Here is a 23633-nt window from a genome sequence, read left to right on the forward strand (position 1 = left end):
AGACGATCAATCCGCCTGCGCCGCTCCATATAGTGCCCGTTCGGCCAAAGCCACCCGACTCAAAGCCGCCCGATTGGGGGTCAGGCCTTCGCCGCGGCCTTCTTGTCGGCCTTGTCGGCCGCGCGGACCTTCTGGACCGTGCGATGCTTGGCCTTGTGCTTGTCGGCTGCGAGGACGAGCTCGATCACCTCGACCGAGCCGCCGGCGGCTTCGATCGCTTCGCGTGCCGACTTCGACACGCCGGCGACCTTCAGCGACAGCTTGGTCGAGAAATCGCCCTTAGCGAGGACGCGGACGCCATCCTTGCCGCCGCGCGCGACACCCGCCGCCTTCAGCGCGGAATGATCGATCACGCCGTCGGTAGCGAGCGTGCCGGCCTCGACCAGCTTCTGGATCGCGCCGAGATTCACCTCGGCATAATCCTTGGCGAAGATGTTGTTGAAGCCGCGCTTCGGGAGACGCATGTGGAGCGGCATCTGGCCGCCTTCGAAGCCGGCGATGGACACGCCCTCGCGGCTCTTCTGACCCTTCTGGCCGCGGCCAGCCGTCTTGCCCTTGCCCGAGCCGATGCCGCGTCCGACGCGCATCTTGCCCTTGCGGGCGCCGGCATTGTCCTTGATCTCGTTAAGCTTCATCGTCTGCACTCGCTTTCGCTTTTGTCGCGCTGACGAAGGAGAGGGCTCAGCCCTCCACCTTCACCATATGCTGCACCTTGCGGATCATTCCGCGGACCTCGGGGCTGTCGACCAGCTCGCGGGTCTTGTGCATCTTGTTGAGGCCGAGGCCGATCAGCGTCGCGCGCTGATCGGCGGTGCGGCGGATGGGGGAACCCGTCTGGGTCACCTTGATATTCGCCATCTGTCTTACTCCACCACGGCGGCGGCGTCGGCCTCGGCAACCTCGGCAGAGGCTCCGCCACGACGCAGCAGGTCCGCGATCTTCTTGCCGCGGCGCTGGGCGACGGCACGCGGGCTCGTCTGCTCGCCAAGCGCCTCGAAGGTCGCGCGGATCATGTTGTAGGGATTGCTCGTGCCGACCGACTTGGTGACCACGTCGTGGACGCCCAGGCTCTCGAAAACGGCGCGCATCGGGCCGCCGGCGATGATGCCGGTGCCGGCTGGTGCCGAGCGGACATAGACGCGGCCCGCACCGAAATGGCCGAGGCCATCGTGATGGAGCGTGCGGCCGTCCTTCAGCGCGACGCGGATCATCGCCTTCTTGGCAGCGGCGGTCGCCTTCGAAATGGCTTCCGGCACTTCGCGTGCCTTGCCATGACCGAAGCCGACGCGGCCGGCGCCATCGCCGACGACGACGAGTGCCGCGAAGCCGAAGCGCTTGCCGCCCTTGACCGTCTTCGAGACGCGGTTGATGTGAACCAGCTTCTCGACCAGCTCTTCGCCGCCCTCGTCGCGGTTGTTGTTGCCGCCGCGGTTGCGATCGTTGCGACCACGGCCGTCACGATTGCCGCCGCCACGATTGTTGCCACCGGGACCACCGCCACGGCCGCCGCGCGGCGGGCCGCCACGACCACCCGGGCCGCCGGGGCCCGGATTCTCGCGGGGAGCCGGAGCGGTCGCCTCGACGGCGACCTCGTTTGGAACTTCGTCAGCCATTTAGAACTCCAATCCGCCAGCGCGGGCGGCATCGGCGAGCGCTTTCACCCGGCCATGGAACAGGAAACCACCGCGATCGAACACCACCTTGGTGACGCCGGCCGCAGCCGCACGCTCTGCGACGCGCTTGCCGACGCTCTCGGCCGCGCCGATATTCGCGCCGGACGCATCGCGCACATCCTTTTCGAGGGTGGACGCCGCCGCGACGGTCTTGCCCGCCGCATCGTCGATCACCTGCGCATAGATGTGGCGGCCCGAACGGTGGACCGAAAGGCGCGGACGCAGCGTGCCCTTGGACTTGAGCGCAGTGCGCACACGGCGCCTGCGGCGCTCGAAGAGAGAGAGACCCTTGGCCATTACTTCTTCTTCCCTTCCTTCCGGAAGATGAACTCGCCGGCATATTTGATACCCTTGCCCTTGTAGGGCTCGGGCTTCCGCCAGCGGCGGATCTCGGCGGCCACCTGGCCGACCTTCTGCTTGTCGATGCCGGAGATGTTGACCGTCGTCTGGTCGGGCGTCACGATCGTGATGCCCTCCGGGATCGCATAATCGACATCGTGGCTGTAGCCGAGCTGCAGCTTCAGGTTCTTGCCCTGAACGTTCGCGCGGTAGCCGACGCCGGTGATCAGGAGCTGCTTGGTGAAGCCTTCCGTCACGCCGGTGATCAGGTTCTGCACGAGCGTGCGCTGCATGCCCCAGAAGGAGCGCGCCCGCTTGGTCTCGTTCGCGGGCATCACCGAAATGCCGCCCTCGACCATCTCATAGACGATCTCGGAGACCTTCGGGATCACGAGCGCGCCCTTGGGGCCCTTGACCGAGACTTCATTGCCTTCGATCGTCGCGGTCACGCCGGCCGGAACCGGGACCGGCTTCTTGCCGATGCGGCTCATCAGAACACCTCCGCGAGGACTTCGCCGCCGACATTCTGGTCGCGTGCTTCCACGTCGGACAGAACGCCACGCGGCGTGGAGACGATGGTCATGCCGAGGCCGTTGCGGACGCGCGGCAGGTCCTTCGAACCCGAATAGACGCGGCGGCCCGGCTTCGAGACGCGCGCGACATGCTGGATCGCGGGCTGGCCCTCGAAATACTTGAGCTCGATGCGCAGACCGGGATGGTCGCCGAGCTGCTCCTCGGAATAGCCACGGATATAGCCCTCGCGCTGGAGAACATCGAGCACGCGGGCGCGCAGCTTCGATGCCGGCGACAGGACCGAATCCTTGCGCGCGCGCTGGCCGTTGCGGATGCGGGTGAGCAGATCACCCAGGGGATCGTTGATCGACATACTGCGGACCCTTACCAGCTCGACTTGACGACGCCGGGGATCATGCCCCGGGTGGCAAGCTGACGCAGCATGACGCGGCCGAGCTTGAACTTGCGATAGACGCCGCGCGGACGCCCGGTGACCATGCAGCGATTGCGCACACGGGTCGGGTTAGCATTGCGCGGGATCTCGGCCATCTTGAGGCGTGCGATCAGACGCTCGCCATCATCCCTGGATTCGTCATCCGCGATCTCGCGCAGCCGGGCATATTTGCCCGCATACTGCTTAACGAGCTTCTTGCGACGCTCGTTCTTGTTGATCGAACTCAGTTTCGCCATCGACTTAAGTCCTTTGACGTCGCCGGCGAACCGGCGACGGAGAGTTGATTACGCCGCCTTCTTCTCTTCGACAGGCAGCGGGAACGGGAAGCCGAACAGGCGGAGAAGCTCGCGAGCCTCCTCGTCGGTGCGGGCGCTGGTCTGGACGATCACGTCCATGCCGCGGATATTATCGACCTTGTCGTAGCTGATCTCCGGGAAGATCAGCTGCTCTTTCAGGCCGCAGGCGTAATTGCCACGACCATCGAACGACTTGTCCGACAGGCCACGGAAATCGCGGACGCGGGGCAGTGCGATCGTCACGAAGCGGTCGAGAAACTCGTACATCCGCTCGCGACGCAGCGTCACCTTGCAGCCGATCGGCATGCCTTCGCGCAGCTTGAACTGCGCGATCGACTTCTTCGCCTTCGTGACGACCGCCTTCTGTCCGGCGATGAGCGTCATCTCGTTGGCGGCCGCATCGACCTTCTTCTTGTCCTGCGTCGCGTCGCCGACGCCCATGTTCAGCACGATCTTCTCGAGCTTGGGCACCTGCATCGCGTTGGTATAACCGAACTTCTCGGTCATCGCCTTGACGATCGACTCGTCATATTTGGTGTGAAGACGGGGCTTCACGTTCTTGGCCTCAGCCATCGATCTTCTCCCCGGTCTTGACGGCCACGCGGACCTTCTTCCCGTCCTGGGTTTCGAAACGGACGCGCGTCGGCTTGCCCTCGGCGGTCGCGATCGCGACCTTCGAGATGTGCATCGGCGCTTCGCGACGCTCCAGTCCACCCTGCGGGTTGGACTGATCCGGCTTGCGGTGGCGGGTCGCGACGTTGACGCCGGACACGATCACCTTGCCCTCCTTCGGGAGAGCCTTGGTGACGTCGCCCGTCTTGCCCTTGTCCTTGCCGGACAGGACGACGACGCGGTCACCCTTCTTGATCTTGGCAGCAGCCATCACAGCACCTCGGGCGCGAGCGAAATGATCTTCATGTGACCGGCGGCGCGCAGCTCGCGCACGACCGGACCGAAGATACGGGTGCCGATCGGCTCCCCGCTATTCTTGTTGATGAGAACGGCGGCATTGCCGTCGAAGCGGATCGTCGAGCCGTCAGCGCGATTGATGTCCTTGGCGGTGCGGACGATCACGGCGCGGTGAACGTCGCCCTTCTTGACCTTGGCGCGCGGCGCGGCTTCCTTGATCGACACGACGATGACGTCGCCGACCGAAGCGAAGCGACGCTTCGAGCCGCCGAGCACCTTGATGCACTGGACGCGCTTGGCGCCCGAATTATCGGCGACCTCGAGGTTGGACTGCATCTGGATCATGGTTCAGTCCTTCCTTTAAGCTGCGTGGGCTTCGGGGGCGCGGTGGGCGTCCACCGCTTCGACGACGGTCCAGGTCTTCAGCTTGGACATCGGCTTGCACTCTTCGATGCGAACCGTCTGGCCTTCCTTGAAGACATTGCCCTCGTCATGGGCATGATATTTTTTCGACCGCTTGATGATCTTGCCGTAGAGCGGGTGCTTGACCCGGCGCTCCACGAGCACGACGATCGTCTTGTCGGTCTTGTCGGACACCACAGTGCCCGTCAGCACGCGCTTCGGCATCGTGTGGCTCCCTTACTTCGCAGCCGAGCGGGTACGCTCGGTCTGCAGCGTCTTGATCTGCGCGATCGTCCGGCGGACTTCACGCACCCGGCTCGGCTTTTCGAGCTGGTTGGTGGCGGCCTGGAAACGCAGGTTGAACTGCTCGCGCTTCAGCTCGGCGAGCTGGGTCGAGAGCTGGTCGTCGGTGCCGACCTTGAGATCCGAAATCTTCGCCATGATCACACAGCCTCGTGCACGGACTCACCCAGACGGGCGACGACCTTGGTCTTGATGGGCAATTTCTCCATCGCGCGCTCGAAAGCGACGCGGGCGATCGGGCCGGGGACACCGTCCAGTTCGAAGAGAATGCGGCCGGGCTTGACCCGGGCTGCCCAGAATTCCGGCGCGCCCTTGCCCGAGCCCATGCGGACTTCGGCGGGCTTCGACGAAACCGGCAGATCCGGGAAGATGCGGATCCACAAACGCCCCTGGCGCTTGATGTGGCGCGTGATCGCGCGGCGAGCCGCCTCGATCTGGCGGGCCGTGATGCGATCCGGCTCCATCGCCTTCAGGCCGAAGGACCCGAAATTGAGCGCGGTTCCACCCTTGGCGTCGCCATGGATGCGGCCCTTATGGGCCTTCCGGAACTTGGTGCGCTTTGGTTGCAGCATGTTCTCTAACCTTCAAACACCGCGTGTCTTACGCGGCCGATAAGGCGGCAGGGCTTTTCAGCCTCAGCGCGCCGGACGAACTCCGGAAGTCTGCGCTTCCATCATCAGGCGATCTTGCGCGAGCGGATCATGGCCGAGGATCTCACCCTTGAAGATCCAGACCTTGACGCCGCAGACGCCATAAGCGGTGTGCGCTTCGGCTTCGGCATAATCGACATTGGCGCGCAGCGTGTGCAGCGGCACCCGGCCTTCGCGATACCATTCGGTCCGCGCGATCTCCGCGCCGCCGAGACGGCCGGCGCAGGTGATCCGGATGCCCTCTGCACCGAGACGCAGCGCCGACTGGACCGCGCGCTTCATCGCGCGACGGAAGGCGATGCGGCGCTCGAGCTGGTCGGCGACGCCCTGGGCGACGAGCTTGCTGTCGATCTCCGGCTTGCGGATCTCGACGATGTTCAGGCTCACTTCCGAGCTGGTCATCGAATTGAGCTTCTTGCGAAGCTTCTCGATGTCCGCGCCCTTCTTGCCGATGATCACGCCGGGGCGTGCGGCATAGATGGAGATGCGGGCCAGCTTGGCCGGACGCTCGATCACGACCTTCGAGATCGCGGCCGACGGCAGCGTCTTGAAGATGTAAGCGCGGATCGCGAGATCCTCGAGAAGCAGGCGGCCATAGGCCTCGCCCTCGGCATACCAACGGCTGTCCCAGGTGCGGTTGATCTGCAACCGCATCCCGATCGGATTGCTCTTCTGACCCATTATGCTTCTTCCTGCTCGCGCACGACGATGCGGATGCGGCTGAACGGCTTGATGATCTGCGCCGAACGGCCACGCGCACGGGTCGCGAAGCGCTTCATGACGAGGCCCTTGCCGACCGACGCTTCCTTCACGACGAGCGAGTCCACATCGAGATTGTGGTTGTTCTCGGCATTGGCGATCGCCGAGGCGAGGCACTTGCGGACCTCGATGGCCATGCCCTTCTTCGAGAAGGTCAGGACGTTGAGCGCATCGCTCACCTTGCGGCCGCGGATCAGGCCCGCGACGAGATTGAGCTTCTGCGGGCTACCGCGGACCGAGGTGTTGACGGCAAGGGCTTCCTTGTCGCCCACCTTGCGGGGGGATGCTGGCTTCGACATCAGCGCTTGCCCTTCTTGTCCGCGGCGTGGCCGGGGAAGTAGCGCGTCGGCGCGAACTCGCCGAGCTTGTGCCCGACCATGTCCTCGTTGACGGCGATCGGCACGAACTTGCGGCCGTTATAGAGGCTGAAGGTCAGCCCCACGAACTGCGGAATGATCGTCGAGCGACGCGACCAGGTCTTGATCGGCGTACGCGTGCCGGCCTCCTGTGCGGTCTCGGCCTTCTTCAGAAGGCTCAGTTCGACGAACGGGCCTTTCCAGACTGAACGAGCCATGGTTAGCCCTTCCTCTTAGTGGAATGACGCGACCGGATGATCATCTTGTCGGTCGACTTGTTGTGACGGGTGCGATGACCCTTGGTCGGCTTGCCCCACGGCGTGACCGGATGGCGGCCGCCCGAAGTCCGGCCTTCGCCACCGCCGTGCGGATGGTCGACCGGGTTCTTGGCGACGCCGCGCGTCAGCGGGCGCTTGCCGAGCCAGCGGGTGCGGCCGGCCTTGGCGAGATAGGTGTTGGCGTTGTCGGGGTTCGACACCGCGCCCACGGTGCACATGCAATCCGAGCGAATGTAGCGCTGCTCGCCCGAATTCAGGCGAACCATCACCATGCCCTTATCGCGGCCGACGATCTGCGCGTAGGTGCCAGCGGCACGCGCGATCTGACCACCCTTGGCGGGCTTCATCTCGACATTGTGGACGATCGTGCCGACCGGAGCCTGGCCGATTTCCATCGCGTTGCCGGGCTTCACGTCCGTCTTCTTCGCGGCGAGCACGACGTCGCCGGCGGCGAGACGCTGCGGCGCGAGGATGTAGGACAGCTCGCCGTCCGGATACTTGACCAAAGCGATGAAGGCCGAGCGGTTGGGATCATATTCCAGCCGTTCCACGGTCGCAGGCACATCCCACTTGCGACGCTTGAAGTCGACGTGGCGATACTTCTGCTTGTGGCCGCCCGCGATGCCGCGCGCAGTCGCGTGGCCCATATTGTTGCGGCCGCCCGACTTGTGCTTGCCCTCGACGAGCGCCTTGACCGGCTTGCCCTTCCAGAGGGACGACTTGTCGACGAGCACCAGGCCACGACGGGCCGGGCTGGTCGGGTTATAATGCTTGAGTGCCATCGCCTCAGATCCCCGTCGTCACGTCGATGGACTGGCCGTCCGCCAGCGTCACGATCGCCTTCTTGGCGTCCGAACGCTTGTAGGGCTGGCCCTTCCACTTCTTGGTCTTGCCCTTGGTGACGATCGTGTTCACGCCCGTCACCGTCACGCCGAACAGCGCCTCGACGGCCGCCTTGATCTCGGGCTTGGTCGCATCGTTGGCGACCTTGAAGACGACCGCATTATGCTCGGAGAGCAAGGTCGACTTCTCGGTGATGTGCGGAGCGAGCACCACGTCGTAATGACGGATGTCGATCGCGCCCTTCTGCTGCTTAGCCATTGAAGCGCGCCTCCAGCTTCTCGACAGCGGCGCGGGTGAGCACCAGCGTGTCATGCTTCAGGATATCGTAGACGTTGGCGCCGATCGCGGGCAGCAGATTGATGCCCTTGATGTTGGCCGAGGCCCGCGCGAACGAGACGTTCAGCGCCTCACCGTCGATCACCAGGGTCTTCGTGCCGAAGCCGAGATTGGCGAGCTGACCGATCAGCGCCTTGGTCTTGCCGTCGGCGACGTCGAGGCCGTCCAGCACGATCAGGCTGCCGTCCTTGGCTTTCGCCGAGAGCGCCATCCGCAGACCGAGCGCACGGACCTTCTTGTTGAGGCCCGGATTGAAATCGCGGACGCGGGCGCCGTGCGCCTTGCCGCCGCCGATGAACACCGGAGCGCGACGATCGCCGTGACGGGCGGTACCGCCGCCCTTCTGATTGCCGAGCTTCTTGCCCGAGCGTGCGACATCGGCGCGCTCGCGCGTGCCGCGGGCGGTGCCGCGACGCTTCTCGAGCTGCCAGGTGACGACCCGGTGAAGGATGTCGGCGCGCGGCTCGAGGCCGAACACGTCGTCGTTAAGCTCGATGTCGCCGGCTGCCGCCGCGTCGAGGTTCTTGACCTGAATCTTCATGATCAGCCCTCCTTGCCGTCGGTGTCGGGAGCCTGCTGCTCCACGGCAGCGACTTCGGCGTCATGCGCGATCGCGACATCCGCCGCGGCCACGCCGGCTGCGACTTCGTCGGCACCCGGCAAAGGCGGAAGCTCGTGCACGGCGCCCGGCTCGACCATGCCGGCCGGCGCTGCTTCGTGAACGGCCTTGCCGGTCCACAGGCCTGCGGGCAGCGGCGCGTCGGCGTGCGCCGGCTCCTTGACCGCGTCCTTTACGAGCAGCCAGCCACCCTTCGAGCCCGGAACCGAACCCTTGATGAAGAGCAGGCCGCGCTCGGCGTCCGTGCGGACGACTTCCAGATTCTGCTGGGTGCGCTGCTTGTCACCCATGTGACCGGCCATCTTCTTGTTCTTGAAGACCTTGCCCGGATCCTGGCGCTGACCGGTCGAACCGAGCGAACGGTGCGAGACGGAGACGCCGTGGGTGGCGCGCAGACCGCCGAAGCCCCAGCGCTTCATGCCGCCCTGGAAGCCCTTGCCCTGCGTCTTGCCGGAAATGTCGACATACTGGCCGGCGACGAAATGCTCGGCCGAGAGCGTCGCGCCGACATCGAGGAGATTGTCCTCGGTCACGCGGAACTCGGCGACATACGCCTTGGGCTCGACCTCGGCCTTGCCGAAGTGGCCGCGCTGCGGCTTGGAAACATTCTTGGCCTTCGCGGTGCCGGCACCGAGCTGGACGGCGACATAGCCATCGGACTCGACATCCTTGCGCGCGATAACCTGGACGCTCTCCAGCTGCAGGACCGTGACGGGCACGTGGCGCCCATCGTCCTGGAACAACCGGGTCATCCCCATCTTCTTAGCGATCACGCCTGTGCGCATGATCCATCCCTTCCACAACAGAGGCTCCAGACCGAAGCCGGGAGCTTGCCAACGAAAAGGGCCCCACGTCGCCGCGAAGCCCCTGCCCAAATGAAACTGCGCGCCCCGCCAGGGCCATGTTCAACAAAGCGGCGACGGATCACCGAAATGTCGAAAGCGGGGACGCAGGCAACGGTCATCCCCTTGCGGGTCAGTCCGTTCGGTATCCTTGCTTTCTGCTTCGACCGCGGTGCGAGCACCAGGCGGGAAACTAAAAGCGCTGGCCGGATGGAATCACCTGGCCAGCGAATGTCAGCGCCTTACGCCAACTTGATCTCGACATCAACACCCGCGGCGAGATCGAGCTTCATCAAAGCGTCGACCGTCTGCGGCGTCGGCTGCACGATATCGAGCAGGCGCTTGTAAGTGCGGACCTCGAACTGCTCGCGGCTCTTCTTGTCGATGTGCGGGCCACGGTTGACGGTGAACTTCTCGATCCGCGTCGGCAGGGGGATAGGGCCACGGGTCAGCGCGCCGGTGCGGCGGGCGGTGTCGGCGATCTCGCCGGTCGCCTGATCGAGAATACGATGATCGAACGCCTTCAGGCGAATGCGGATATTGCTGTCCATGATACCTACCGATGCGAAAGAGCCTGGGCCGGCCACCACACCCGCTCGGGGGTAGCGTCGCGACCTCTCATAAAATGCAAACCGCCCGACTCTCTTGCGAGAGCCGGGCGGCTTCAAGGCTGGCGCCTATATTATGCGGTGATCGAGCTGACAACCCCGGCGCCGACGGTGCGGCCGCCTTCGCGGATCGAGAAGCGCAGACCCTGCTCCATCGCGATCGGCGCGATGAGCTTGATGCCGAGCTTCACGTTGTCGCCGGGCATCACCATTTCGGTGCCCTCCGGCAGCTTCACTTCGCCCGTCACGTCGGTCGTGCGGAAGTAGAACTGCGGACGATAGTTGGCGAAGAACGGCGTGTGACGGCCACCCTCTTCCTTCGAGAGCACATACACTTCCGATTCGAACTCGGTGTGCGGCTTGATCGAGCCGGGCTTGCAGAGAACCTGGCCACGCTCGACCTCTTCACGGCCGACGCCGCGAACCAGCGCGCCGATGTTATCGCCGGCCTGGCCCGAATCGAGCAGCTTGCGGAACATCTCGACGCCGGTGACGACGGTCTTGCGCGTGTCCTTGAGGCCGACGATCTCGACTTCCTCGCCGACCTTGACGATGCCGGCCTCGACGCGGCCGGTGACGACCGTACCGCGACCCGAGATCGAGAACACGTCCTCGATCGGCATCAGGAAGGGCTTGTCCAGCGGACGCTCCGGCTGCGGGATGAACTCGTCAACCGCCTGCATGAGCTTCAGGATGGCGCCACGGCCGAGTTCCTCGTTCACGCCGTCGAGCGCGGCCTTGGCCGAACCCGGGATGACGGGGATGTTGTCGCCGTCGAAATCATACGACGAGAGCAGCTCGCGGATCTCGAGCTCGACGAGCTCGAGGATCTCGGCGTCGTCGACCAGATCGACCTTGTTCATGAACACGACGAGCTGCGGCACGCCGACCTGACGTGCGAGCAGGATGTGCTCGCGGGTCTGCGGCATCGGGCCGTCGGTCGCCGAGACGACGAGGATGCCGCCGTCCATCTGCGCCGCACCCGTGATCATGTTCTTCACATAATCGGCGTGGCCCGGGCAATCGACGTGCGCATAGTGGCGCGCCAGCGTCTCATACTCGACGTGGGCGGTCGAGATCGTGATGCCGCGCTCACGCTCCTCGGGAGCCTTGTCGATGTTGTCGTAGCTCGTGAAGGTCGCGCCGCCGGTTTCGGCCAGGATCTTGGTGATGGCGGCGGTCAGCGACGTCTTGCCGTGATCGACGTGCCCGATGGTGCCGATGTTGCAGTGCGGCTTCGTCCGCTCAAATTTCGCCTTCGCCATGTTCTTCCCTCTACAGCGCGCCGCCCAATATGCCGGCGGGCCGCGTGAACGTGATGTGATCTGGAACGGGGATAAGGAATCCCCTGAAACACAAGAAGCCGGACGTTACCGCCCAGCCCCCTGCGAAGGCGCGCCTTTAGCGGGTGTGGCCAAGGCGCGCTAGCCTTTATTTGGGTTTGTGACAGCGGGAGGCAAGGGGGCGGACCGCTTTCGGCACAGAGTTAAGGTCACTCGACGAGTCCGGCGCTGTCGATCTCCAAGCCCTCGATGGTAGCAGAGAATAGGGTCTCGCCGAGCAGCACATCCAATTGCCCGTGATAGCCGTCGGCATCCGGATGCTCGTGCATCAGCATGCGCCGCTCTTTCAGGTCCAGAACCCAATATTCGGGGATGCCGGCGGCGGCATAGAGATCGGACTTGCGGCCGAGATCCCTGTCCAGCGTAGTGTCCGAGACCTCCACCACGAGCGCGACCGACTCGACGGGAACCGCGCCGTCACCACGGTAACGGGTCAGCACGATGTCGGGCGCCGGCATGCTGTCATCGTTCACGCGAACCGAAACCGAGCTGAGCACATCGAGGTCGCTGCCCATCTGCTCAAGCCGAGTGACCAGCGCGACGATCAGGCGGCTCTTGGGGCGTGCATGCTCGCTATAATGCGCGTTCACGCCCGTAACCTCACCGTCGATCAGCTCGGTCTTCGTATAGGCGGCGAACGCACCATTGTCGTTGAGCAGCAGGAAGTTCTCAACGCTCAGCCAAACGCGCTCGGGCGACGTGACGACACGGAGAGAGCTGGTCATCAGATCAGCTTATGCCTGACCGAGTATCGTGCAAGCCGGCAAAAGAAAGGCCCGCCCCCGGACAGGGACGGGCCTCTCGACGTGTAGCAGCTAAGTAAGAAGCAATTACGCCAGCTTGGCGACGACCTCTTCCGCGACGTTCGCGGGGACTTCGTCATAATGCGAGAACTGCATCGTGTACTGCGCGCGGCCCTGCGTGAACGAGCGGAGCTGGTTCACATAGCCGAACATGTTCGCGAGCGGCACCGTCGCCTCGACCGCCTGCGCGTTGCCGCGCGTGTCGGTGCCCTGGATCTGGCCACGACGGCTGTTGAGATCGCCGATGACGTCGCCGAGATAATCTTCCGGCGTCACGACCTCGACCTTCATGATCGGCTCGAGGATCTTGATGCCCGACTTCTGGGCCGCTTCGCGCATCGCGCCGCGGGCGCAGATTTCGAACGCCAGCGCCGACGAATCGACGTCATGGTAGGCACCGTCGGTCAACGTCGCGGTGAAATCGATGATCGGGAAGCCGATCTTCGAGCCCGTCGCGGCGATCTCGCGAATGCCCTTCTCGACCGACGGAATATATTCCTTCGGAATGTTGCCGCCCTTGACCTCGTCCTTGAAGACGACGCCCTGGCCGCGCTCGCCCGGCTCGACCGTCATCTTGATGCGGCCGAACTGGCCCGAGCCGCCCGACTGCTTCTTGTGCGTATAGTCGACGTCGACCTTCTTACCCAGCGACTCGCGATACGCGACCTGCGGGGCGCCGATATTCGCCTCGACCTTGAACTCGCGCTTCATGCGATCGACGAGAATCTCGAGATGGAGCTCGCCCATCCCCTTGATGATCGTCTGGCCGCTCTCATTGTCCGAAGACACGCGGAACGACGGATCCTCGCGCGCCAGGCGATTGAGCGCGACGCCCATCTTCTCCTGATCAGCCTTCGTCTTGGGCTCGACCGACAGCTCGATCACGGGCTCGGGGAATTCCATCCGCTCGAGGATGATCGGAGCGTTCTGCGCGCAGAGCGTGTCACCGGTCGTGGTGTCCTTGAGGCCCGCGAGCGCGACGATGTCGCCGGCGAAGGCTTCCTGGATGTCCTCGCGGCTGTTGGCATGCATGAGCAGCATGCGCCCGACCTTTTCCTTCTTGTCCTTGACCGAATTGAGCACGACCGAGGCCGTGTCCATCTTGCCCGAATAGATGCGGGCGAAGGTCAGGGTGCCGACGAAGGGATCGTTCATGATCTTGAACGCGAGCGCCGACATCGGCGCATCGTCGCGCGGCGGGCGCGAATCCGGCGTCTCGCCGTCGAGCTTGAGGCCCTCGACGTCCTTGATGTCCAGCGGCGACGGCAGATAATCGACGACGCCGTCGAGCAGAGGCTGCACGCCCTTATTCTTGAACGCCGAGCCGCACAGGACGGGGACGAACGAGAAGTTCAGCGTGCCCTTGCGGATCAGCGCCTTCAGCTGCGCGACGGTGGGCTCGGTGCCCTCCAGATACGCTTCCATCAGATCGTCGTCCTGCTCGACGGCCATCTCGATCAGCTCGGAACGAGCAGTCGCGGCGGCATCGGCCAGATCGGCGGGGATGTCCTGATATTCGAACTTCGCGCCCAGCGACTCCTCGAGCCAGATGATCGCGCGATTCTCGACGAGATCGACGAGGCCCTTGAAGCCGCCCTCGATGCCAATCGGCAGATACAAGACGGCGGGCCGCGCGCCGAGACGATCCTTGATCATCTCCACGCAGCGCTCGAAGCTCGCGCCGGTGCGATCCAGCTTGTTGACGAAGCACATCCGCGGGACGTGATACTTCTCGGCCTGGCGCCAGACCGTCTCGGACTGCGGCTCGACGCCGGCCACGCCATCGAAGCAGGCGACCGCGCCGTCGAGCACGCGCAGCGAACGCTCGACTTCGATCGTGAAGTCGACGTGGCCTGGCGTGTCGATGATGTTGATGCGGTGATCGTTCCAGAAGCACGTCGTCGCAGCCGACGTGATCGTGATCCCGCGCTCCTGCTCCTGCTCCATCCAGTCCATCGTCGCGGTGCCCTCATGGACCTCGCCGATCTTGTAGGACTTGCCGGTGTAGTAGAGGATTCGCTCGGTCGTGGTCGTCTTGCCGGCATCGATGTGGGCCATGATGCCGATGTTGCGATACATGTCGAGCGGATGGCTGCGGGCCATTTCGGAACTTCCTTAGCGATGTGGGGAGCAAGCGACGAGCCGGCTCCCCACGATATAGGTCAGGGTGCGGAGAGTTCCAGCCTTACCAGCGGTAATGGCTGAACGCGCGATTCGCTTCCGCCATGCGGTGCGTGTCTTCGCGCTTCTTGACCGCGTTGCCGCGGTTGTTCGCCGCATCCATGAGCTCGCCCGACAGGCGTGCCGACATGGTGTGCTCCGAACGGCCGCGCGCCGCGGTGATCAGCCAGCGGATCGCCAGGGCCTGGCTGCGCTCGGGGCGAACCTCGACCGGAACCTGGTAGGTCGCGCCGCCGACGCGGCGGCTGCGGACCTCGATGCCCGGGCGGATGTTGTTGAGCGCGTCATGGAACACGCCGATCGGCTCGCGCTTGGCGCGGGTCTCGACGGTCTCGAGCGCCGTATAGACGATGCCCTCGGCGACGGACTTCTTGCCGTCGAGCATGACGGAATTCATGAACTTCGAGAGGATCTCATCGCCGTATTTGGGATCCGGCAGGATGATGCGCTTCTCGGGACGACGACGACGTGCCATCTGATCTTCCTTTTCAATTCTTCAGCCTGAATGGTCGAACTGGCCGGCGCCTGCGCGCCGGGCCGACCGGCTTACTTCGGACGCTTGGCGCCGTACTTGGAGCGGGACTGCTTGCGGTTCTTGACGCCCTGGGTGTCGAGCACGCCGCGCAGCACATGATAGCGGACGCCGGGAAGATCGCGAACGCGACCGCCACGGATCAGCACCACCGAGTGCTCCTGCAGATTGTGGCCCTCGCCCGGGATGTAGCTGATGACTTCGCGCTGGTTGGTCAGGCGGACCTTGGCCACCTTGCGCAGAGCCGAGTTCGGCTTCTTCGGGGTCGTCGTGTACACGCGGGTGCAGACGCCGCGCTTCTGCGGGTTCTGCTCCATCGCAGGGACCTTGGACTTGGCCTTCTGCGGTTCGCGACCCTTGCGGATCAGCTGGTTAATCGTCGGCATTGAAGCCTTCACCTTTCATAGGGTTACTTTGCCGTTCGCCCGCCCGCTTCGCGCTGGATGGCGCCGCAGATCGACGAAATGCACGGAAGGCCCCAGCCGATCGGTTCCGATCGTCTTGGTGCCTGCGCAAGCAACGGCAATGTTCATGCACCCGAGGCCGGAAACCGGCTTCGGACGGTGGCGGCCTATAGTCACGGGGGTGCGAACGGTCAACCGGAGTCACGCGGCGCCGGCCCCGCCGCCCCGCGCGGCGCGAATCAGAACGGGCTGACCGCGCCCTTCAGCGTATCGAACAGGCCGCCCTTCTTTTTCTTCGGCGGCTGTTCCTGCTGTTGCGGCCGCGCCTCATCGGCCTCCGCGCTTATTGCGCCGCCCGGCATCCCGAGGATCAGGCCCGTCGTCGATTTGAAGCGGACCTTGGTGGTCCAGCTGATGTTCCACGGCATCTTCGGATCGGCCGGGCGCGGCGGATCGGCGAAATTGGCCTCGTCGCCATATGCGATCATCGAGACGATCCCCGATTTCGCCGCGGTCGCCACCTCGACCGGCACGGTGCACTGGGTGGTGCTCGGCGGGATGATCAATTTCTGGCCGATCAGGCGCCTGACCTCGCCGGGCGCTAGATAATCGAGCAGCCCGCCGCCGGCGAAGGTCTCGACCGCGCTGGAGCTCCACATCACGATCGTGGTTGTGCCATCGCCCCCGCTTTCGCCGGACGCGCCGAACAAGGTCGCGAAATAGCCCGTCGCGCTCGGGATCGCCTGCCACTTCAGGATCGTGCCGCCGGCCGGGCTCTTGCCCGCCGCATCGAGCAGCAGCGGCGGCATATAATCCTGCCCCGGCGGCAGCGTGAACTTGATGTCGGGCGAATAATTGCCCTTCACCTGGTGATCGCCGAGCAGGCTGGCGGGCATCTGCCTGTCGCGCGACTTGCTGTTCGGCCATTCGCCATAGGTGGCGTAGCGGCCCGGCGACGGCGGATTCTGGTGGCGGATCGCGACATAGGGGATCCTGGGCAGGGCCTGGCCGGCCATGATCTTCGAGAAATCGAGCACATAAGGCTGCCCCGGCCCGGCATGTTCGCCACAGCCCCAATAGATCAGGATCCGCGCCTTGGGCGGATCCTTGATCTCGGGCTGGGTCTCGGTCGATTCCTCCGGGGTCGAGGCCGGCGCCTGGACGGGGGTCAGCAGCGGGAGCGGCGTGCCGACGCCGGGCAGGTGATTCGCCTCGGGCGCTGTCGCCTTGAGGCTGGAGCCCAGCTGCAATTCCAGCTGGTGGATCGCGCGGCCGCTGCCGCCGCGCATCATCGACATGATGTCCCCCATCGACGGCTTCTTGCCGCCGTTCGCGTTCATTCCGCCGAAGCCGAAGCCGCTCGAGGTCGCCGCGCTCATCCAATAGACGGCGACGGGGCCGGTGACCTTTTGCGGGGTGGCGGGTGGTGCTGCTGCCGCCGCGAATGCGATCGCGGATCCGAAGCCGATGGTTTTCCCGCCGATTTTCACAAGCATCGCCCCTCAAACGCCGTGAACTAAGCGGATTGATGCGCCGGATGGCCCATTATCGTCAATCTCGGAACACGGATATTGCTTGCACGAACCGCGATGGGGCAGGAAGAACGGCTCGATATTGGGGGTGGGAACTCGTGAGATCGCTTCGTTTCGCCTGCGCGTTCGCGGCCATTGCCGTAGCCGATCCGGGGTCGGCGCAGTTCGGCTCGTTTCTGCGATCGATCACGCCGCCCGCCTCGTCCTCGACCACGACGGCGGACAGCAGCGGGACCTGCAAGCAGGGCCAGCGCAGCAAGGGTGCCTCGATGGTCGGCAAGATGTTCGGCAACGCCACCAATCGCGCGCTGGGCGGCACGGGCCTCGCCCAATTCGTGCCGATCCCCGAAGTGGCGGGCGTGCTGAGCGACGCGGTCGCCTGCCGGCTCGACCAGAAGGAGCAGCGCCAGGCCGCCACCGCGACGCAGACCGTGGTGCGCGAGGGCGAGATCGGCACCTCGTCGGAATGGAAGAGCGACAGCCGCGCGGGCGTCTCGGGCAAATCGACGCTGACGGCGCGCAGCGAGCAAGCGGACGGCACGACCTGCGTGCAGGTCACCGACGTCGTCATCGTCGAGGGCGAGGAGACGACCGTGCCGAAGAAGATGTGCCGCGCGCCGGGCGCATCGGGCTATACGATCGCGACGGCATGATGCGCGCCGCCGCTTTGCTGATGCTGCTCGCCACGGCCGCGCACGGCCAGGCGCAGATCGACCCGCGCAACCCGACCTGCCCGCTCAATCCGGACTGGTCCTCCTATCCGGCGATGAAGTTCACGCCCGAGAAGAAGGACGGGCGGACGATCCTGTTCGCCGAAGGGCGGATCGATGCCGATGTCGCCACCCGGCTGCAGGCCGCGATCGAGAGATCCAAGCCGATCGACGAGATCGTCGTCCGCTCGCCGGGCGGCGATGCCGAGGCCGGCAACAGAGCGGGGCTGGTGGTCCGCAAGGCGGGGATTCCGACGCGGATCCCTGCGGGCTGGGCGTGCTTCTCGGCGTGCAATTTCCTGTTCATGGGCGGGCCGATCCGCGCGGTGGAGCCGGGCGGGCTGTTCATCGTCCACATGTTCACCTTTACCGGCGACGGCGGCGTGATCGCGGCCGAGGCGCAGCGCGGCTATAAAGAGGCCGTCTCGGTCATCGGCGATGTCGAGCAGGGATCGGCGCTCCTCGCCAGCGAGGACAATGATTTTCTGATCCGCATGGGCGTTTCGCGAAAATTGCTGACCGAGATCATGTACCGCCAGAAGGCGGTGTCCGGCGGGGGCGACGGTTCGACTCGCCGCTGTCTCACGCAGGACGAGCTGTTCCGCTACAACGTCGCCAACGTTCGCTGACGCGAACGGCCGCGCGCGCGGCTCCCTCCGTCGTACCACCCGGCCCGGTACTGCAACATCCGAGCTACGTGGCGCCTCATTCGGCAATCGTTAAGCAAACCGGCTCATAGAGATTGCGGCCATGAACGCTCCGCTTCGCCTTCCGACGCGCCCTTTTGCGCCCGTCGAGCTTCGCCCGCTGGCTTTGGCCGTCATCATCCCCACGCTCAACGAGTGCGACAATGTCGCGCCGTTGCTCGCCGCACTCGACCGCGCGCTTGCCGGGCGCGAATGGGAGGCGATCTTCGTCGATGACGGATCGACCGACGGGACGCAGGGCGAGATCGAGACGCTCGCCCGCCATCGCCGCGATATCCGCCTGATCCGCCGCCACGGCCGGCGCGGGCTTTCGACTGCGATCATCGAGGGCATGATGGCCACGACCGCGCCCGTCGTCGCGGCGATCGACGCCGACATGCAGCATGACGAGGCGATCCTGCCGCGCCTCCACGATGCGGTCCTGGCCGGCGCCGACATCGCGGTCGGCACGCGCTACGCCAATGGCGGATCGACGGGCGAATGGGACAAATCGCGCGTCCGCAAGAGCGAGATCGCCACGCGCCTCGCCGCCGCGATCACGCAGACCCGCGTGTCCGATCCGATGTCCGGTTTCTTCGTCGTGCGCCGCGAGGCAGTGCTCGCCGCCGTGCCGCACATGTCGGGCGTCGGCTTCAAGGTGCTGCTCGATCTGCTCGCTTCCTCTCCGCAGCCGCTGGCGGTGGCCGAGGTGCCCTATACGTTCCGGTCGCGGCAGGCCGGCGCGAGCAAGCTCGATTCGATGGTCGCGCTCGAATATCTGCTGCTGCTCGTCGACAAGATCACGCACGGCGCGGTGCCGGCGCGGATGATCCTGTTCCTCGCGGTCGGCGCGGTGGGCCTGATCGTCAATCTCGCGGCGCTGGACATGCTTCTGAACGGCGCCGGCTTCACCTTCCGCGCCGCGCAGACCGCCGCGGTCGCGCTTTCGATCCTGTTCAATTTCGCGCTGAACAACTGGCTGACCTACAATGATCGCCGGCTGCGTGGCCTCGCCTGGCTGCGCGGGCTCGCGACCTTCACGCTCGTCTGCGGGATCGGCGCGATCGCGCAGGTCGGCATCAGCGAGATGGTCTATGACGAGCGCCGCATCTGGTGGATCGGCGGGCTCGCCGGCGCTGCGGTGGGGGCGGTGTGGAACTACGCCGCCTCGTCCTTCCTCACCTGGCGCCGCGCGTAAATCCCGTCACTCGCCGCGCCGCGCCAGCGCAGCGTTGATCCCATAGCGGGGATCGAGCGGCGCGCCGCACCCGCCGGGCCGGACGAACAGGCAGCTTTGCGGCAGCCGCTCCAGGCGGCTGCCGCGGCGATCCTTGCGCCCCGCCACGCAGCGGACGAGCCGATACTGCGTGCCGAGCAGGTGCGCGCGATCGGGCGAGGTCACCGCCATATTGAACGCGCTCCCGAGCTGCGAAGCGGCGCGATACGAATCGTCTTGGTTGAAGACGTAGATCGGCGTCGCGCGATCATAATAAGTATAAGCCGCGACCAGCGCGCCGGGGGGCTGCAGGAAGGCCAGCCCGCAGCCATTGGGCACGTTGTGCGCCGCACGCATCAGCGTGATGATGCGTTTGTTGCTGCTCCACGTGCGCCGCCCCGGGGACGTCGCCACCGCGACCGACGCCGCCACCCAGATCAGCATCAGGCCGGTCAGCAATGCGGGCCTCGCCACGTTCCTGCGCCGCGCGACCCACGAGGCGACGTCCGCCGCGCCTATCCCCGCCAGGACCAGAGCGAGCACCACGCTGAGGAAGATGAAGCGATATTCCTTGTGCGGAATCGCCGAATGAGCAGCGACGTTGACGAGCGCGACGACCGCGAGCAGCGGCATCCGCCGCGCGCCGACGATCGCGCAGGCCAGGATGGGCACGAACGCCCAGCCCCAGACGCGGATCTGGTTGGGCAGATACCACTGCCATGATTCGGTGCCGTAATCGGCGCTGCGCCGTTCGACGAGATTGATGCGGACATTCTCGATGATCCAGCGCAGCGGCACCGCGCCGTGCGCGAGATCGACGAGGCCATCGACCGCCAGTGCGAGCAGCCCGCCGGCGATGGCCGGCAGCCAGAGCCGCCGATCGCGCCAGCAGCCGCCGATCAGCGCGACGCCCAGCGCCGGCGCGAGCTGGAAGCGGACCGCGAAGCACAGGCCCAGCAAGGCGCCGCCCGCCAAAGCGCGCAGGCGCGGACGCGGGCCATCGACGAGCAGCAGCCAGAGACCGGGAAGGAACAGAGCCGGCGCGATACTGTCCGACAGCGCGCGATCCGAGAAATAGACGAGCTCGAACGACGTGGCGAGCATCAGGCCCGTCACCAGCCCGTGCCAGCGCGAGATGCGCAGCGCAAAGGCCGCGCCGAAGCCGACGATCGACAGCGAGAACGAAGCGAGCGCGAGCCGGACGGGCAGGAGATAATGGAGCGTATCGGGCGCCAGCAGCTTGCCCAGCGCCATCGGCACGCTGAGCATGCTCGGGATCAGCCAGGTGCGGATCCCCGCGCGATATTCCCACGGCACCACCGCATGGCCGGTCAGGATGCCGTGCGCCGGCTCCAGATATTGCCAAAGCTCGTCGGGGTGATGGAGCAGTTCCCAGAAAGCGAAGGGCAGGCGCAGCAGCAAGGCGAGCGCGAGGCTGATGCCGATGATCCTCCGGCCAGCCGGCAGGCCGTCCGCATTGCGATCCGAAGAGAGAAAGGCGCTCACCCGCGCCGCTTGATCCCCGTACAGACGGGCGTCAACCGCGCGCGGGACGATCCGGTGTCCCCGACGCGCCCGATCGGTTGCCCGGCTTCGCCCCGGCGCGCGGCTTGATGTAGATCGATCCGATGATCGGCCAGGCTTCGCGCAGCCGCGCCTCGGTCTCGGCGATCAGGCGCTCGACGTCTCCCGCAAGGACATGATCCTCGAAATCGACGCTGGCGGCGACGAACACCCGATCGGGCGCCGCGTGCAGCGTCATCACCTCGCCCACCGCCGTCACTTCGGGGCGGCCGTCGAAGGCGGCGCGGATCGCGGCGCTGAGGCGCGGATCGGCGCGCTCGCCGATCAGCAGCCCCTTCGATTCGCGCGCCAGCAGGGCCGCCACCACCGCCAGCGCGAGCCCGATCACGATCGAGGCGGCGCCGTCCCAGGCGGGATTGCCGGTGAGGATCGCGAGCGTCACGCCGACGCCCGCGACGACGAGGCCGAACATCGCCGCCGAATCCTCGAACATCACCATGAAGGAGGGCGGGTCCTTCGATCGGCGCACCGCCTCCCACCAGCCCTGATCGCCCTTGGTCTTGGCGAATTCGCGCACTGCGAGCAGCCACGATCCGCCCTCCAGCACGAAGCTGACGCCGAGCACGACATAGTTGATCAGCGGATTCTCGATCGCGACCGGATCGAGCATGTGGAGGATGCCCTCGTAGATCGAGAGGCCCGCGCCGACCGCGAAAATCAGGATCGCGACGACGAAGCTCCAGAAATAGAGTTCGCGGCCATAGCCGAACGGATGGACTTCGTCGGCGGGCTTGCGGCTGCTCTTCTGGCCATAGAGCAGAAGGATCTGGTTGAGGCTGTCGACGACCGAATGGACGCCTTCGGTGAGCATCGCCGAAGAGCCGCTGATCCCCGCCGCGACGAACTTGGCGACGGCGATGCCGAGATTGGCGGACAAGGCCGCATAGAGGACGAGCTTGCCGCCTTTGTCGCTCTGCGTCGCCACCTGTCCGTTCATCCCGCAATCGTTGGAGCCCGCGCCACGGCGGCGGGCTCAGGCTATGGTCGAACCGGAAAGCTTGCCCTCGACCGGATAGGGATAAGGCTCTGTCGGCAGGACAATACGCGCGGCGACGCCGATCAGGCACAGGATCGCCACGACGACGAGCCCGGCGCGGAGTTTGCGCCGGTCGAGCGCATCGGCGGCGACCAGCAGCACGAGCGCCAGCGCGGTCGCGAGCATCGACCAGAGGTGATAGCGCAGATCGCTGGCGATGCTGACGAGCGCATAGCTCGCGCCCATCACCAGCGCCGAGAAGGCGAGCGTCGCGCCCAGCGCCGCGATCGGCGCGCGCACGTCGCGGATCGCTCCGAGCAGAGCGAGCGCGAGCGCCAGCCAGGCGAAGGGCCAGCCGAGCGGCGTCGCCGCCATCCAGGATGCGGCGGTAACCAAAGCCCGCCCGGCGCCGCTCGGCGGCGCGCCGAGGCCGTCGTCATTCTTCTCGGAGCCGGCGGGCGGCGCGGCATCGCTCTGGCCGCGGCCGACGAGGAAGCGGATGTTCGAGTTGAAGTGGCGCAGGCGATGCTCGGCCCAGGCGATCGGGTGCGTCGCGACCAAGGTGATCCACGCGCGCATCAGCGGCGCGCCGCTCACCGCATCGAAGGCGACGCTGTCGCCGAGCGACTCGCATTGCGTCGGCATCCCATAAGGATTCCAGAAATAGGGGGTGTAGCAGCCCTTGCGCTCGCCCTCGCGCCACGCCTGCTCGGTCGCGCCCGCGACGGTCGGGAGGCCCGCCTGATGCGCGATCCCGGCGATGTCGTAGAGCGGCAGAGCGCGCTCGACCTTCGAGGCGCGCGCGCCGAGCAGATGGTGGTTGATCGACGGGCCGACGACGAGCACGGCCAAGATGAGCCCGAGCGTCAGCGCGCCCCGCATCCACCAGCGACGCACGCCGAGCCAGCCGAACAGAGCGAGCGCCAGCGGTACGGTCGCGAACACGGCATTCCCTCGCACGAGCGTCGCATAGACGAGCAGGACGAGGATCGCCGCCACCGCCCAGCGGGGAATGGCACCTCCGGTGAAGCGGAAATGCGCGGCGAGACCCATAGTGGCGACGAGGCACGAGGCAAGCTGCGCGTCTTTCAGCACGACCGTGTCCCAGCCGACGAACAGGGGCAGCGCGCCGACGACGAGCACTGCCGACGCCGCTTTCGCCTTGCCCGTGCGCGCAAGAGCCGCGCCAAGCAGACCGAGCCCGCCCCACCACAAGGCCACCTGCAGGATCAGGAAGGGCGCGGTGCCCGGCCAGATATGGATCAGCAGCGCCCAGGTGCGCGCCATGATCGGCGGGTGCCAATCGAAGAAATCGCCGCTGGTCGCCTGTTCATATTGCGAGATGCTGTCGTACATCGCGACGCCCGGCCAGCGCGCCGCCAGCGTCGCAAGGCAGAGCAAGGCGGCGGCGATCGCAATCGCGCGCGCCGCTCCCGCCCCCGTGGACCGCGCCTTCACCGTCGTCGCGCGGATCCCGTCGATCATG

33 protein-coding genes are annotated in these 23633 nt (G+C 65.8%); 3 read left to right on the plus strand and 30 right to left on the minus strand.

The window, feature by feature from the left end; translation table 11 throughout:
- Positions 1-80: 80 nt before the first annotated feature.
- From rplO to Q4F19_RS19960, 27 genes are all read right to left on the minus strand, one after another.
- Entirely contained in the window at positions 81-635 is a 555-nt protein-coding gene (rplO, locus tag Q4F19_RS19830; protein WP_303546330.1) for a 50S ribosomal protein L15, read from the minus strand.
- A 46-nt stretch (positions 636-681) separates the two neighbouring features.
- Complete coding sequence (gene rpmD, locus Q4F19_RS19835) at positions 682-858, minus strand: 50S ribosomal protein L30 (protein WP_303546332.1); 177 nt, start codon at positions 856-858, stop codon at positions 682-684.
- 5 nt (positions 859-863) lie between these two features.
- On the minus strand, positions 864-1613 hold the full coding sequence (gene rpsE / locus Q4F19_RS19840; protein ID WP_303546334.1) for a 30S ribosomal protein S5: 750 nt from the start codon (positions 1611-1613) through the stop codon (positions 864-866).
- Positions 1614-1970 carry a 50S ribosomal protein L18 gene (gene rplR / locus Q4F19_RS19845; protein WP_303546336.1) on the minus strand — a complete coding sequence of 119 codons (357 nt, stop codon included), beginning with the start codon at positions 1968-1970 and terminating at the stop codon, positions 1614-1616.
- A complete protein-coding gene (rplF, locus tag Q4F19_RS19850) occupies positions 1970-2503 on the minus strand; it encodes a 50S ribosomal protein L6 (RefSeq protein ID WP_303546338.1) in 534 nt (177 codons plus the stop codon). The genes rplR and rplF overlap by 1 nt, the downstream gene beginning before the upstream one ends.
- Positions 2503-2898 (minus strand): 30S ribosomal protein S8, encoded by a 396-nt coding sequence (gene rpsH / locus Q4F19_RS19855; protein ID WP_303546340.1) that lies wholly within the window; start codon positions 2896-2898, stop codon positions 2503-2505. Before rpsH ends, rplF begins: the two co-directional genes overlap by 1 nt.
- Positions 2899-2909: 11 nt before the next feature.
- Positions 2910-3215 (minus strand): 30S ribosomal protein S14, encoded by a 306-nt coding sequence (gene rpsN, locus Q4F19_RS19860; RefSeq protein WP_303546342.1) that lies wholly within the window; start codon positions 3213-3215, stop codon positions 2910-2912.
- Positions 3216-3263: 48 nt separating this feature from the next.
- Positions 3264-3848: a 50S ribosomal protein L5 gene (rplE, locus tag Q4F19_RS19865; RefSeq protein ID WP_303546344.1), complete on the minus strand. Its 585-nt coding sequence runs from the start codon at positions 3846-3848 to the stop codon at positions 3264-3266.
- Complete coding sequence (gene rplX / locus Q4F19_RS19870; RefSeq protein WP_303546346.1) at positions 3841-4158, minus strand: 50S ribosomal protein L24; 318 nt, start codon at positions 4156-4158, stop codon at positions 3841-3843. The genes rplE and rplX overlap by 8 nt, the downstream gene beginning before the upstream one ends.
- The gene (gene rplN, locus Q4F19_RS19875; protein ID WP_303546348.1) at positions 4158-4529 is read right to left on the minus strand and encodes a 50S ribosomal protein L14; all 372 of its coding nucleotides are present in this window, start codon (positions 4527-4529) and stop codon (positions 4158-4160) included. Before rplN ends, rplX begins: the two co-directional genes overlap by 1 nt.
- Before the next feature lie 15 nt (positions 4530-4544).
- The gene (rpsQ, locus tag Q4F19_RS19880; protein WP_303546350.1) at positions 4545-4811 is read right to left on the minus strand and encodes a 30S ribosomal protein S17; all 267 of its coding nucleotides are present in this window, start codon (positions 4809-4811) and stop codon (positions 4545-4547) included.
- A gap of 12 nt (positions 4812-4823) precedes the next feature.
- On the minus strand, positions 4824-5027 hold the full coding sequence (gene rpmC / locus Q4F19_RS19885; RefSeq protein WP_303546352.1) for a 50S ribosomal protein L29: 204 nt from the start codon (positions 5025-5027) through the stop codon (positions 4824-4826).
- 2 nt (positions 5028-5029) lie between these two features.
- Positions 5030-5461, minus strand: coding sequence for a 50S ribosomal protein L16 (gene rplP / locus Q4F19_RS19890; RefSeq protein ID WP_303546353.1), 432 nt, complete (start codon positions 5459-5461; stop codon positions 5030-5032).
- A 63-nt stretch (positions 5462-5524) separates the two neighbouring features.
- Positions 5525-6220 (minus strand): 30S ribosomal protein S3, encoded by a 696-nt coding sequence (rpsC, locus tag Q4F19_RS19895; protein ID WP_303546354.1) that lies wholly within the window; start codon positions 6218-6220, stop codon positions 5525-5527.
- Positions 6220-6597: a 50S ribosomal protein L22 gene (rplV, locus tag Q4F19_RS19900; protein ID WP_303546356.1), complete on the minus strand. Its 378-nt coding sequence runs from the start codon at positions 6595-6597 to the stop codon at positions 6220-6222. Before rplV ends, rpsC begins: the two co-directional genes overlap by 1 nt.
- Positions 6597-6872: a 30S ribosomal protein S19 gene (gene rpsS / locus Q4F19_RS19905; RefSeq protein ID WP_303546357.1), complete on the minus strand. Its 276-nt coding sequence runs from the start codon at positions 6870-6872 to the stop codon at positions 6597-6599. Before rpsS ends, rplV begins: the two co-directional genes overlap by 1 nt.
- A gap of 2 nt (positions 6873-6874) precedes the next feature.
- Positions 6875-7714, minus strand: coding sequence for a 50S ribosomal protein L2 (gene rplB, locus Q4F19_RS19910; protein WP_303546359.1), 840 nt, complete (start codon positions 7712-7714; stop codon positions 6875-6877).
- 4 nt (positions 7715-7718) lie between these two features.
- Positions 7719-8033 (minus strand): 50S ribosomal protein L23, encoded by a 315-nt coding sequence (locus Q4F19_RS19915; RefSeq protein ID WP_303546361.1) that lies wholly within the window; start codon positions 8031-8033, stop codon positions 7719-7721.
- Complete coding sequence (gene rplD, locus Q4F19_RS19920; RefSeq protein ID WP_303546363.1) at positions 8026-8652, minus strand: 50S ribosomal protein L4; 627 nt, start codon at positions 8650-8652, stop codon at positions 8026-8028. Before rplD ends, Q4F19_RS19915 begins: the two co-directional genes overlap by 8 nt.
- A 2-nt stretch (positions 8653-8654) precedes the next feature.
- Positions 8655-9515: a 50S ribosomal protein L3 gene (gene rplC, locus Q4F19_RS19925; RefSeq protein WP_303546365.1), complete on the minus strand. Its 861-nt coding sequence runs from the start codon at positions 9513-9515 to the stop codon at positions 8655-8657.
- Between the two features lie 299 nt (positions 9516-9814).
- A complete protein-coding gene (rpsJ, locus tag Q4F19_RS19930) occupies positions 9815-10123 on the minus strand; it encodes a 30S ribosomal protein S10 (protein WP_171743360.1) in 309 nt (102 codons plus the stop codon).
- 131 nt (positions 10124-10254) lie between these two features.
- The gene (gene tuf / locus Q4F19_RS19935) at positions 10255-11445 is read right to left on the minus strand and encodes an elongation factor Tu (RefSeq protein ID WP_303546369.1); all 1191 of its coding nucleotides are present in this window, start codon (positions 11443-11445) and stop codon (positions 10255-10257) included.
- Between the two features lie 227 nt (positions 11446-11672).
- Positions 11673-12248 carry a Uma2 family endonuclease gene (locus Q4F19_RS19940; protein WP_303546371.1) on the minus strand — a complete coding sequence of 192 codons (576 nt, stop codon included), beginning with the start codon at positions 12246-12248 and terminating at the stop codon, positions 11673-11675.
- Between the two features lie 105 nt (positions 12249-12353).
- A complete protein-coding gene (gene fusA, locus Q4F19_RS19945) occupies positions 12354-14429 on the minus strand; it encodes an elongation factor G (RefSeq protein WP_303546373.1) in 2076 nt (691 codons plus the stop codon).
- Positions 14430-14511: 82 nt separating this feature from the next.
- The gene (rpsG, locus tag Q4F19_RS19950; protein ID WP_303546375.1) at positions 14512-14982 is read right to left on the minus strand and encodes a 30S ribosomal protein S7; all 471 of its coding nucleotides are present in this window, start codon (positions 14980-14982) and stop codon (positions 14512-14514) included.
- A 71-nt stretch (positions 14983-15053) separates the two neighbouring features.
- A complete protein-coding gene (gene rpsL / locus Q4F19_RS19955; protein WP_056426693.1) occupies positions 15054-15425 on the minus strand; it encodes a 30S ribosomal protein S12 in 372 nt (123 codons plus the stop codon).
- Positions 15426-15682: 257 nt separating this feature from the next.
- Positions 15683-16933 carry a hypothetical protein gene (locus tag Q4F19_RS19960; RefSeq protein ID WP_303546380.1) on the minus strand — a complete coding sequence of 417 codons (1251 nt, stop codon included), beginning with the start codon at positions 16931-16933 and terminating at the stop codon, positions 15683-15685.
- Between the two features lie 140 nt (positions 16934-17073).
- Between Q4F19_RS19960 and Q4F19_RS19965 the strand changes: the two genes are divergently transcribed.
- From Q4F19_RS19965 to Q4F19_RS19975, 3 genes are all read left to right on the plus strand, one after another.
- Entirely contained in the window at positions 17074-17628 is a 555-nt protein-coding gene (locus Q4F19_RS19965) for a hypothetical protein (protein ID WP_303546382.1), read from the plus strand.
- On the plus strand, positions 17625-18314 hold the full coding sequence (locus Q4F19_RS19970) for a COG3904 family protein (protein ID WP_303546384.1): 690 nt from the start codon (positions 17625-17627) through the stop codon (positions 18312-18314). The genes Q4F19_RS19965 and Q4F19_RS19970 overlap by 4 nt, the downstream gene beginning before the upstream one ends.
- Before the next feature lie 121 nt (positions 18315-18435).
- Positions 18436-19569, plus strand: a complete 1134-nt coding sequence (locus Q4F19_RS19975; RefSeq protein WP_303546386.1) for a glycosyltransferase family 2 protein — start codon at positions 18436-18438, stop codon at positions 19567-19569.
- A 6-nt stretch (positions 19570-19575) separates the two neighbouring features.
- Here the strand turns inward: Q4F19_RS19975 and Q4F19_RS19980 are convergent, their stop codons facing one another.
- From Q4F19_RS19980 to Q4F19_RS19990, 3 genes are read right to left on the minus strand one after another with little or no spacing between them, the layout of a single operon-like run.
- Complete coding sequence (locus Q4F19_RS19980) at positions 19576-21093, minus strand: glycosyltransferase family protein (RefSeq protein ID WP_303546388.1); 1518 nt, start codon at positions 21091-21093, stop codon at positions 19576-19578.
- Positions 21094-21124: 31 nt separating this feature from the next.
- Positions 21125-22108 carry a cation diffusion facilitator family transporter gene (locus Q4F19_RS19985; protein WP_303546390.1) on the minus strand — a complete coding sequence of 328 codons (984 nt, stop codon included), beginning with the start codon at positions 22106-22108 and terminating at the stop codon, positions 21125-21127.
- Positions 22109-22144: 36 nt separating this feature from the next.
- Entirely contained in the window at positions 22145-23632 is a 1488-nt protein-coding gene (locus tag Q4F19_RS19990) for a hypothetical protein (RefSeq protein WP_303546392.1), read from the minus strand.
- Position 23633: the final 1 nt, after the last annotated feature.

Source organism: Sphingomonas natans (assembly GCF_030546695.1).
Lineage (GTDB): Bacteria > Pseudomonadota > Alphaproteobacteria > Sphingomonadales > Sphingomonadaceae > Sphingomonas_I > Sphingomonas_I natans.